8 protein-coding genes are annotated in these 12306 nt (G+C 43.8%); 2 read left to right on the forward strand and 6 right to left on the reverse strand.

The features are described from left to right. Positions 1–336: 336 nt before the first annotated feature. From ABD894_RS11710 to ABD894_RS11730, 5 genes are all read right to left on the reverse strand, one after another. Complete coding sequence (locus ABD894_RS11710) at positions 337–1848, reverse strand: glycoside hydrolase family 43 protein (protein WP_345211218.1); 1512 nt, start codon at positions 1846–1848, stop codon at positions 337–339. Between the two features lie 54 nt (positions 1849–1902). After that, positions 1903–2730, reverse strand: coding sequence for an SGNH/GDSL hydrolase family protein (locus ABD894_RS11715; RefSeq protein ID WP_345211219.1), 828 nt, complete (start codon positions 2728–2730; stop codon positions 1903–1905). A 35-nt stretch (positions 2731–2765) separates the two neighbouring features. Further along, positions 2766–3779, reverse strand: a complete 1014-nt coding sequence (locus ABD894_RS11720; RefSeq protein WP_345211220.1) for a YncE family protein — start codon at positions 3777–3779, stop codon at positions 2766–2768. A 172-nt stretch (positions 3780–3951) separates the two neighbouring features. Then, complete coding sequence (locus ABD894_RS11725) at positions 3952–4788, reverse strand: helix-turn-helix domain-containing protein (protein WP_345211221.1); 837 nt, start codon at positions 4786–4788, stop codon at positions 3952–3954. Positions 4789–4900: 112 nt separating this feature from the next. Then, on the reverse strand, positions 4901–5401 hold the full coding sequence (locus tag ABD894_RS11730; RefSeq protein ID WP_345211222.1) for a cupin domain-containing protein: 501 nt from the start codon (positions 5399–5401) through the stop codon (positions 4901–4903). Between the two features lie 334 nt (positions 5402–5735). Between ABD894_RS11730 and ABD894_RS11735 the strand changes: the two genes are divergently transcribed. Together ABD894_RS11735 and ABD894_RS11740 are read left to right on the forward strand one after the other, a co-directional pair. Next, positions 5736–6770 carry a hypothetical protein gene (locus tag ABD894_RS11735; RefSeq protein WP_345211223.1) on the forward strand — a complete coding sequence of 345 codons (1035 nt, stop codon included), beginning with the start codon at positions 5736–5738 and terminating at the stop codon, positions 6768–6770. A gap of 33 nt (positions 6771–6803) precedes the next feature. Continuing rightward, entirely contained in the window at positions 6804–7625 is an 822-nt protein-coding gene (locus ABD894_RS11740) for a glycoside hydrolase family 19 protein (protein WP_345211224.1), read from the forward strand. A 609-nt stretch (positions 7626–8234) separates the two neighbouring features. Here ABD894_RS11740 and ABD894_RS11745 read toward each other — a convergent pair. Further along, positions 8235–12236 (reverse strand): cache domain-containing protein, encoded by a 4002-nt coding sequence (locus tag ABD894_RS11745; RefSeq protein WP_345211225.1) that lies wholly within the window; start codon positions 12234–12236, stop codon positions 8235–8237. Positions 12237–12306: the final 70 nt, after the last annotated feature.

The raw sequence follows: 12306 nt of genomic DNA on the forward strand, positions 1-12306 counted from the left end.
GTTTTTTAACTTAGATAATATTGACCCAGTGATTAAATAAAGATTCGTACTTAAAAATGTTAAAGCTGTGCTATAATTTACGTTAGTCTGCTCATAGCCGCAGGGGCCTATTACTTTTGTGGCCACAAAAGATAACAAAAAGGCTTGTCCAGCAAAAGGCTTCTTTGCCGCACAAGGCCTCTGCGCTGCAAAACGTGCAGAACTTAGGGCTGGAACTTTTGCCCCACCGCTCTTACCTCCCCCACATGCAACAAGTTCACTATGCCCGCCTTTGCGCTAATGGCCATAGAGTTCTGCCCGTTTTCACCCGAAGCTGTTTGCTGACGGAAGTTCGATCTACTTATTCACAACACCAAACGCCGAAAACTGCGCTTCCTCTGTTGCATTACCTTTAAAGTGCAGACCTGCTCGGGGGCTCCTGTCCCATTGGGGTAAGAAGTTGATGTCGATAGGTGTGGTTGAAGTTAAAGGTTTCCATTCGCCGGTGCCTTGCTTGTAGAAGAAGCTGCAAGTAGTGCTATTATTCAGCGAGAGTTTTAATTGTACCGGTGAGCTTGTGGCTGCTTTTGTTTCGGCCAATATGGTGTATTTATTATCTTTCACCTGCCATAAAATTACTTTATCGCCGCTGGTGCCAATACCTATAGCCGCGTTGGCATCACCGTAAAAGGCAAGGCCTTTAAGCGCTTCGTTATGGTTGGCAACGGTTGTGGTCATTTCAAAACTACCAGATACCGGCCTGGCGGTTAAAACTATACCTGTTTCGTTGCCCGCTTTCACCTTGCCCGATAAATGCAGCACACCTTTTTGCTGCTTTACTACCGGCCACGAGTTACGAAAATCCCACTGCCAGTATTTTCCGGGTTTAGCAGCAGTAAAGGTTTCGTTGATATTACTTACCGCCGGGCCTGCTATTACTTGCGGTTTAAACACCGGCCAGCCACCTTTTTTTGGCCAGCTTAGTTCAGATAACAAACCTTGCCTTCCGGTGAATACCGTACTTTTTTTATTGTAGGCATGGTGCAGGTATTCGTATTTATTATCGTTAATTTTTACGAAAGTGCCATGCCCCATACATTTCCAATTGTCGTTTTCTGTTAGTATAGGGTTGTTTCCGTAAACCTCGTAAGGGCCTTTGAAATTTTTAGAGCGTGCTACCCTCACGTTATAACTGCACTGTACGCCGCAGCAATTACCCGCCGAATAGAACAGGTAGTAATAACCATCCTTTTTAATGATGCTTTGCCCTTCCATGCCTATGCGTGATTCATCTTTCAATAATGAAAACGTTTCGCCTTCCAGTTTTAAGCCATCGGCCGACAATTTGGAACCTAATATTTCAATCGGGCGGTCATCAAGACCGTAAGCTTTAAAGGTGATATACAACTGGCCATTATCTTTTATAATGAACGCGTCTATCGCTTCCTTACCAAATTCAACAATTATACCATGGTCGGTAAAGCCCCTGTCGGGATATTTTGAGGTGGCTACGCCGATGAACGAAGTATTGTCAGATTTTCGGCGGGCCGTATAGTAGATATAATAGGTATCGTTGATCTTATAATATTCGGGTGCCCAAAACGAACCGGACGTCCATGCCGGGGCCTTATCGAAAATATAACCTGTCTGCTTCCAGCTCTTCAGATCGGTTGAGGTATAAACCGGAAAATGCGGCGCCCACTCCGACGATGTACCTACCGCGTAATAGGTATTACCGCTTTTAATGATCGACGGATCGGCAAAATCACCGGCAATTACGGCACCATCTTTTTGCTGCGCTTGCAGCGATGATGGTTTTAAAGCAAATAATAAAACAACGGATAACAGGCAGGATATAAATGGTTTCATAGCTTGCTAAATTAGCAAACTATTCATAAAACCGATTTACTAAATCCAACAAAATCAATATTTCTCCATTATTTTAACCAGCATTTTGGCAATCAGCGCATGCCCTTTGTCTGATGGGTGCAGGCCATCGTAAGTCATATCCATGGCATCAACCGGGTAAGGGTAATCATCGGTAGCGGGGTTAAACGGTATATTGATATAATCGGGATAAGTATAATTTTTATATTCGCCTGTCTTTGGGTCGCGCAGGCGGCGGTACTTCACCGCGTTTTTGGGCGTAATGCCGCTTTTATAATACAAATCGACCAGTTTAAAATTTTCTGCTTTGGCTATGGCTTTAATAGCATCGGCATAGTCGGATAAAAAGCGGCCATCCTTAGCCTTATAAGAACCGTAGATAATGCTCGACGAATTATTTACGTCAACAAAATCGGTACGCTGCATTGGGGTGATGAGGATAATGACAGCGTCGTTGTTTAAGCTGCGAATCTTGTTGATAATAGTACGGTAAGCGCCATATACGGTTTGGTTACCGGTGGCCTGCTCATAATCGCTCATGGTGCCTATTGGCAAACCTGTCCACCAGTCGTTCGTTCCTAAAAACACCGAATAAAAATCGGCTCTTTCCAAGCCCAGGTTATTAATATTATCGGCAATGCTCCGGGCCGTCCAACCACCATGACCATGATTGGCAAAGTGTATGTAGGGCAATTTTTCAACTACCCTATCCATGTATCCTTTTGTTATCCTGTTTTTGGTTTCCTCCGGTTTGCCGTTGTGGTAGGTAATCGAATCACCAATAGCCATCCACGTCAGCTTCTTTTCAGGAGCAAAGGCGGTTAAAGCCGCCATCAGCAACAAAAGCACCAATATTCTTCTCATTAGTATTTATAAGAGTTGATATAAATTACCACAATTTACCTGATATCGCCAAAATAGGCTTTCTCGGTACCATTATCGGTATTATTAAGTATTTGAATTGTAGTTGCCGGGCCAAGGTTTACCGGTGCAGCCCATGAACGTAAGGCCCATACTATCTTTTTATCCGGAGTAACTTCAATAGCTTGTACAGGCACGTTGTTAACGTCCAGCTTCTTATCCCATTGGTTAAACCAGTTGTTTATTAAGGTATTCCCGTTCGGGAGGCGAACAGCCAGCTGCGGATCGGTTATTTTATAGCCGGGGATTTCTTTCAACTGTATATCCCATACTACCTCGTCCTTGCGTGTAATTTCTTTTACAAAGTTTTGGTTGCTGGCCACCAGTATGTTACCATTCTTTAATGGCGCCGCCGACCATACACTCGGCACATCTATTGATAAAAGTATTTTGCCGTTACTATCATACTCGTTAACCTTGCCCAAATCCATGTGTGCTACCAGCAGGGTACCCGCAGGTGTTAAGCGCGCATGCCTGATCTGTCCGTGGGTGCCGCTTTTAAAAGGCAGTGCGAATTCTTTCACCACCTTATCAGTTTTAATGTTGATCACGATAACCTTGGCAGGGTTTCCGTTCTGCACAAATATCACATGTTCGGCTCCAATAAGTTGGGCGGTATGGGTTTCAAATCCGTTGGGAGCATCATAATGCCAAAGCACTTTTTTAGCCTTATTAATTAAGGTGATACCGTACTGATGCGCGAACAGTACATTGCCATTGGCCATTAGTATGGCATCGCTTATTTCGCCCCTGCCGGTGGTATCAATATACTCCCATGCTATTTTGCCATCACGCACAATGTACATATTGCGCGCTTGCGCCTCACCTGCATAAAAAAAATCGAAATGTTTAAGGCCATTGCCGGGCAATACGGCAGGTGCAAACGGCTCATTGGTTTGGGCGAAGGTTATTTGGGCAGAGCAAAATGCGCACAATAACATAGCGAACATTGCAAAACGCCTGCTCCCATTTAATAATGGTTGAGTTTCCATTGTGTAATTTGAGTTTAATTGGTTTATGATTGGCTTATTAAAAATACGTCGATTACCCTACGTAAAATATTATACAGCCAATTTATAAGCAGAGTGATAAAAACCAATCGATTTAGCAGGTATTTATTTACGCAATCGTTGCCAATTAAATAGTTAGCAGTGTTACGATGATTTATAATGCCGCCGAAACTTCCAGTGTTTGAAAAAAGGCGTCGGTATTTTCAACAAGTGTGGTGGGCAGCTCGCCTGTAAAGGCTTTAAAATCGCGGATGAAGTGTGCCTGATCTGCATAACCCGCCGCGTAACTGATCTCCGTCCACCGCAGGCGGCTTTCTCTTGCCAGCCTTACCCGTGTATAAGCATTTCTGAAGCGGATAATACGCTGATACGTCTTAGGGCTGGTACCAAACTGGTCTTTAAAGCAACGTTCCAACTGGCGTTTGCTGATGTATAACCGCTCGCTCATGCTTTCAACAGAAAGGCTGCCCATTGTATTGCGAATAAGGCGGCAGGCCCCTACCACGTAGTTATGTCGATTATCTATATTCCAGGCCAGGGCAAGCAGGTATTTCTCGGCTATCTGTATCAGGCGGTTCACATCGAAAATACCTGTCATTTCATCACACATTAGCTTTACCGATTTACCAAGCAGGTCTTCGGCATTAATTACCTTATTTACCAACAGGTTAGCTGGCAGTTTAAATAGTTCGATAAGGCTTTCGGGTTTCAGGCGTATGCCGAACATGGCATTATCGGTTGACGGTTTCCAAAAGGCGGCATCAGTGTAAAGTCCCGTAAAATAAATGCCGGCACTATCGCGATAAACCCCATCAGTATCCATAATGGTACAGGGTTTCAGGTTGATTTGAACGATCAATTCAACCGTACCCAAAGGGATACAACGTTGTACAGGTATCTCCACGCCGGCTGATGCCTGCATTTCGCAATACCAGTAACAATCAATATAAGGTTGTAAAACGGTTGTTGGTACGTATTCCCTGTAATTCATTATTACTACCAAGACCTAAAAACAGGCGCGAATGTTACAACTGATGTATTAAAAAGGCGATGATTTGCATCATCGCCCGTAAACAAACAAGAAAAGACAAACACTTTTCTATTTAAACGCCCTCGGGCACTACAAAATGTACGTTATGCTCAGGTGCCAGCGCGAATGCTTTCGACAGGTCCATGTTGGCGTAGTCGGGTGTTTTCGACAGGTCGGGAATCTGGTTGGCATCAAATACCTGTGTACCTACCGCGCGATAATATTGTTCCAGTTCGCCGGGTAACAGCATGGTAATGGTACGGCCCGGTGTTGTGCCCACATTTTTAAAGCAATGCACGGCATTTGCAGGTATCTTTACCAGTTTGCCCGGCGCTACTTTAAATGGTTTCGACAGATCGTTCAGGATAAACTCATAGTCGCCTTCAATAATGTAAAACAACTCTTCATCCGGATGGGTGTGCGGCGGCGGGCCCGCACCCGGAGGCGTTACATCCTCATAAATAAAATAGCGGCCGTCGGTTTCGTCGCCGGTTACCAGCATGTTAAAAAAGTGCCCGAAAACTATAAATTGTTTTCCCGGCTCCATAGCCGTAAGGTCTGGTTGGGTGTGCATGTTATTGATTTTTAATGTGTAAACTAATTTATTAATACTGCAAAACTACCCCTTGCACCAGGCCCGCCATTGAATAAATGCGACATTTTGCGGGTGCCGATAAAATGTTATCACTCCTGCAAATACTCTTGCACAGGCATGCCATTTCTCAAAACTTCACACCATTGCACATAAACCGTCTCAATCATTTGATTATCAATTATATTTTAACAAAAAATCTATTAAAAATTAAAAGAATATACTTAACATTATAACACCAATTACATGGCGAACTATACCCCGGTTCGGTTATTCCCGGCTGCTACTAAGTAAACCCTAAATCACTATATAATTTATGAGTGGCTTTCCTATTCTTGATTTGGTTGTAGGTATTATATTTATCTATTTCCTGCTGAGTATTATTTGCAGTTCAATGGTTGAAATTTTAATTACCGTTGGAAAGTATCGCGCCAAAATGCTCGAAAAATGGCTGTTAACAATTTTTGATAAAGAAATTACAACCTCAAGCGGAAAAAAAGAATTGCTGGGGCAGGCTATCATGGATCATTGCTCTACCACGGCATTATCCTCAAAAGGCTCGTCAAACTCGTACATGGATGCCCGCAACTTTACCGAGGCGCTGCTGGAAAAGGTGACCTTTGATGAAAAGAACCCAAAAAGTATCGCCCACGATCTTACTAACATCGTTACATCAATAGAAAACAGCGATGCACTACCAACCGAACTAAGGCGTGTACTGCTAAGCTATGCCAGCGAAGCCAAAGCCAACTATGCCGCTATAAGTACAAAAACGGCCAGCGAAATAGACCTGTTCAAATCAAAGGTAGAAACCTGGTACGATACCAACATGCAGCGGGTAAGCGGTTCGTTAAAAACAAGGCTCGCCCGTCCGTTTACCTTTTGGACATCGGTAGTGGTTGTGCTGTTTTTAAATGCCGATACGGTTAGCATTACACAATATTTATATAGTAATCCTACAGCGAGAGCGCATGTAGCGGGCCAGGCTTATGCCGCTGCTAAGGATACCGCGCTAATAAAACAAGTACAAAACCTGAAAACCGCGCATGCTACCAATGATACCACCGCCCAAACTATGCAGCAGATCACTGATACTTTATCTGCCCGGGTGAAGACATTACGTTCGGCAGAGGCGGCGCTGGATGACGCGATACCTTTGGGTTGGAACAACCGTATTTTTAAAAACAGTCAGGGGGTATTTTGCTGGTGGCTCATCCCAACCAAGGTGGCCGGATTAGCGGCAACGATTTTGGCCATAATGATGGGCGCGCCGTTTTGGTTCGAACTGCTTAATAAGGTAGCCAACCTGCGCGGCAATGGCAATAAACCCGAACCAAAAAAAGAAGCATAGCATTACAACAACATACATTAAACAATCACAAAAATGGCACATTATATTGTAACCGCAACCGTACTCAACAAGCGCAGATCGATACCGGCAAGTTTGCCCGATGATGGCAGCATTGTTGAAAAAGTGGCCAAAGGCTTTGAATTTGACGGACAGGAAGTAGACGTAGCCAACGTCCCCAACCCATCGTTGGGTAAATGGTACCAGGATGCCGCCGGTTTCTTTTATTCAGGAAGCGGCGTAGTCCCGTTTACCTCTGCGGCACCGGTAACGCTGGATGCGGCAAAGATAAAAGCCGCCACCGGCAGTACTTTAAATAACGCGCAAAAGTTTTTGCCTTACATTACCGCCGCCTGCACAAAATACCATATCAACACGCCGATAAGGCAACTATGCTTTTTAGCCCAATTAGGCCATGAAAGCGCCGGGTTATTTTTCACCGAAGAACTGGCCAGCGGACGTGCTTACGAAGGCCGTACAGATTTAGGTAATACACACCCGGGCGATGGCATACGCTATAAAGGCCGCGGCCTGATACAAATAACCGGCCGCGGAAACTATCAATGGCTCGGTACCGATTTTGGTGAGGACTTTGTTAATAATCCACCCTTGCTTGGCGGTAAAAATATTGATGTGTGCAGTCCGCAACAGTTAAAATACGCGGCATTAAGCGCCGGCTGGTTTTGGAATAACCGGGCATTAAATGCCATCGCCGATAATATCAATATCCATACATCAATAGAAGAACGCCCCAACCTCGATCATTTTAAACTGATTACCCGCAAAATAAACGGCGGCTACAACGGCCTTAGCGACCGTGTTTCGAGGTATAAGAATGGGGTGGCAGCGTTTGTGTAAGGGTAAGATTTGTTTTGCCTCACCCAACCTATCCAAAGGATAGAGCTTTATATTTTTTATATCATTCCTTTTCTCGTCAGCAAAGAAGCTTCGGGCGAAAGCGGGCAGAACTGTGGGGGCCATGAGCGCAAAGGCGGGCATAGCGAACTTGTTGCATGTGGGGTGGATAATAGCGGCGGGGCAAAAGTTCCAGCCCTAAGTTCTGACTGATTTGCAGGGGATGGCCTTGTGCGGCAAAGAAGCCTTTTGCTGGACAAGGGTTTATTCGCTATTGGTTTGTTTTTTATAGGTGCTCATGAGATCGCTTCGCTTAGTCTGTTACTTTTGCCCTCAAAAGTAATGGGGCCCTGCGCCCAAGAGCAGACTAACATTAATTATAGCACAAGAACAACCTAAGTAAATATTGCTTCGTTCCTACCCATGATATGTTAAAAAACCTGTCATTCTAAACGTTTGAAGAATCTTCTTCGCTATGCTTATCTACGATAGATGCTTCGTTCCTCAGCATGACAGTGGAGTGCGTGTGAGCCATTCTCATTTAGCCTTCAAAGCCCCAAAGCAATTAAAAATCAATGACGACTTTTAATTGCACCTATTTATAACCCTCAATTAAGCCCCTGAACCACCATCCTTTGGTTTCGGTTTTAACAGCGATAACGTATTCAATACAATTGGTACACCGGCGGTAATAATGGCCAGGTACTTGAGCAATGTGGAATAGGCTTCTTTTTGAGAGGTAAACAGGAAGATAAGAACAGCTACGATCAATATCAGCAATGGTACTTTTAGTTTGCCCCAGTTACCGGTATCCTTAATTTGCTGCTGAATTTGCACCACCTCGGCATGGCCTATTGCGGTAAGTATGAAATTCCTGAACTCGTTATTAAAAATCTTAAGAATGTTATTTTCCCTAATGATCAAACCCTTGCTTATCAGCAGTGTGAGGTTATAGTCGTCGTAAGGATTTACCAGGCCGTCTTCGGCCAAATCGTACAGCAAAAACTTTTCTTCCTTAGTGAGCGATTGCCATACGTACATATAAAAATAATGCGAGGTTACTCCCAGCTTGGCCGATAATGAATCGCCGTCGAGTTCTTTTATCTGTTCGCCTTTCTTTAAATTCTCTGCCTGCTTCTCTTTCAATTTTTCCAGTACAGGTTCGCGCAAGCGTTGCAGGAAGTGGGTGTTACGGGTTTCGTATAACAATATGCGTTTCCAGGCAGCCATATCTTCACTAAATTTGATCTCGCAGTTTTTAAGTCGTTCAATAGCAATATTGAAATGGCCTAAAAGCACATGCCATCTTTCCAATTCGTGCTCAGGCTGCCGCTGGTCTTTTGCTTTGTCGCTTTGCTCCTGGTTAAGCGAATCCAAAAAGTTAACCGGGTGCACGGTAGAGATCACCAGTAGCTTACTCTTATTTTTTTGCAGCAGGGCTTCCAACAGGTTCAGCTTGATCGTATTGGTTTTCGGGTTTTTAATATCGTATTCAAAGTGATTAACGATGATCAATTTATACTGATCTTTATCAGCCTTCTTCAAAATATCTTCCCATAGCTGCTTTTCTTCTTCGCTATCTTCTCCGTTAGGAATCAGGATCATATCTATCACAATAAAAGTAGGATCCCGCTGATCGTCGCCGGCATCAATAATAGGGTTGCCGTTTTTATCATTTATGAGCTCTTTTTCAATAAGCTTCTTTACCTTCCCAAGTTTGCCCGAACCCGGCGAACCAATAAGGAACACCAATGAGTTAAGTGTGTTATGAGTGAGCAGCAGCGTATCAATATCATCCCAATAAGCTTCGGAGGTGATGTTGAGGGCAAATAGCTTTCGTAAAATATGGTGCAGCACAAACCAAAAACCACCCAGTGCTCCAAAAAACACAAGCCAATAAATAATCCCTACAAACCAATCATCGGGGTCAAAAGCATTAGGCAGTGTATACCAAAGGTTGGCGGACTCCACATGGAAGTGTTTTTTGTTTTGATAGTAATAATAAGATCTTGCTACTCCCTGCTTAAACAGGCTGCTGTAGATCAGCGAAGTATCAGCCGCGTCATGATCAAGCTCCTTAATTTCAGGCATCAGGTCATCGGCCCCTATCATCAGTTTTTTGAATAGCGCGTTGGCACAATAATCATCGGCTGTATTGGCATGATTTATCGTATCGCTTGCAGTATCCACCTTAACTATCCAAACCGAATCAAGGTAAAACCTGGCAGCGCTAAAATGGTCAAGATCAATACTGGTATCCCGTTGCAGGCTCTTTAAAAACTCGGTGTGCCGGTAACGCGATATCAGCTTTACCTCGTAGGTTGTTGTAGCTATATAGAACGAAACCACCGGCAGGCCGCTGGTAATAATAAGCCGGGTAAAGGTCATCAGCGAAAAACTGCTGCTGAAATTCCAGCTGCCACGGTTATTGGTTGATCTGTTATTTTTCGTCTCCTTATGGTACCAGCCTAAAAGCAGTAAAATGATACCCAACATCCCTTGAAAAACCAATACCGGGACAATTTTTGTAAAATTAGCCGCAAACAGGTTGATGATAAGCATTGCAATCCCCAGCGCGATCAGGCCGTTCCTTTTATCGCTGATCAAACCGGGATCGTCATCATCATCATAACCTAAAATATAGAGGCAAGTGATGAAGATAAAGCTCATGGTGGCAGCCAGCAGCAAAATGAAAACATACTGCAAAAAGGTAGTGCAGAAAAAGGCGCCAAACAGTAATATGATGGTTAAGATATTACCAACCGAAGAAATATTGTATTGCTGATGAAAGCGCTCGTTAGGGCCTATCCACGAAATATCGAAATGTCTTTTTTTGTAGTAACGCTTTTTGTACGATACAATAAACACCAGCAACAACTCTATCGCCAAAATAAAAAAGAACCCGAACAGCATAAAATAACTAAAGCAGAAATTATTGAGTTCGCGGATTCCGGTGTAGGCATTATCTTCCAGTATCACCACAGAATAAGGCAGATCGCTGATGGGGCTAACAAAGGCACTGTAATTTTTACCGGCATAATCTGTTTTAAAAAACACATCGGCGCGTGCCTCAATAGCGGCCTTTAAGGGGGTATGATCAGAAAACTCATTGAACAAATTCTCGTTCAACTGCCGCGATACGTTAGAGTGATATAAAACCTGGCCCCTCTCGTCAACAATTGAATAAATAAACCCGGCGGGTAATATTGGCCGGTCGAGGCATTTAAGGTCGAAAGAGATAGCGATGTAAGGCACGGCTTTGTTTTTTATCGACTCCCTGGCAAGTACCGTAGTAAAAGTACCGGTAGTCCATGAAATTACCTGCTCCAATGAGAACTTACTGCGGGCATCCCCGTTTAAATAAAATGGCTTTTTATCTCTCAAATTAAGAAAATATGCCCTGTTTGAGAAGTTCCCTGCCGGTGAAGGCTGCCCGCCCGGCGACCAGTTGTACACCTCTATCCCCTTTTTATCCAGCTGAAAGATCTGGCTAACGCTGATGCCTTTGGTTATTTTTTTAAGCTGAGCCCCATAAAGCGTACCCACCGCGTCAGATTCAATTTTGCCGATGCCCGGCTTGTTGATCAGTTTATCGGCTGTATCTAAAACAGTATACACCCTGGATATTTCGGCACCGAACGCTTTTTTAATTTTGCCTGCCAGTACCTTCCCCGATTTTTCGGTTGCCTTAACACCGGGCCGCCATGAGCTATTGTAAGAGAAAAGCGCAAAAAACAATATCGACATCAGCAGCATCGATACCCCGAACGACAGCAAACCATCGGCCCAGGTAAGCCTGTCTTTATTACCAACCTGATACAGCTTTATCCACGGTAGCGCCAATATGCCTGCAATGGCTATGGTGAGTAAAAGCAGTACCGCGCTGCCGGGCAGTTTATTTCTTTCGGCATCATAACTCTCCTTAGTTAGTAAACCGGCTATGGTAATGGTAGTGGTGCTGTTAAGATGCAGCTGTTGTATAAATGGTTTATATGTGGTACCGCTTACAATAACATCTTTTATTTGCCCCTTGGAGAAACTGCTTTTTAAAGAATCGATAATGTTGGTTGAGATGCCGCTCGGAAATGTTTGATAAATAATATCCTTATTATTATTGAAAAGAATATACTCATTAAACATGTCTTTAGATAACAAGGGCTCCATGAACTGCTGCATGGTGTAGGTCATCTTTGCTTCAGTTTGCTCTTTTATCAGCCGCAGTATCACTTCCCTGTTATTAAATTCAACCGACGAGGTATCGATATTTTTTTGAGTGGAGTCTTGCTTTTTGGGTGCAGGGAGCACATTTACATCTACCGTAAAGTTTTGTTCTGGAAAGCTTTTCGCGTAAGCTTTTACGGCTACTCTCCGATAGTTAGGGCTATCCGCCACGTAGGCATCGCTAAGCGTTTTTAATAAAGCCAGCGAGTTATCTATTTTTCGGGATACATTGCTTTCAATATTTTGCAGTCCGCGGAATTGCTTTTCTTCCAATTCGCGCTGACGGTTGGGTACATATTTAAAGAAATATATAGCCCCGATAGCCACCAGGAAAAATACGGTAACCATAACAACACCCTGGTTACGGCTGAAAGAGAAAAACTTACTCGACATAGTAAACCTATAAATTGCTTAGTACAAAAAATGTATACGCTTACCGGCCCTGTGCATGTCGGGGAGGCCG

The sequence above is a fragment of the Mucilaginibacter gynuensis genome (assembly GCF_039541195.1).
Classification (GTDB): domain Bacteria; phylum Bacteroidota; class Bacteroidia; order Sphingobacteriales; family Sphingobacteriaceae; genus Mucilaginibacter; species Mucilaginibacter gynuensis.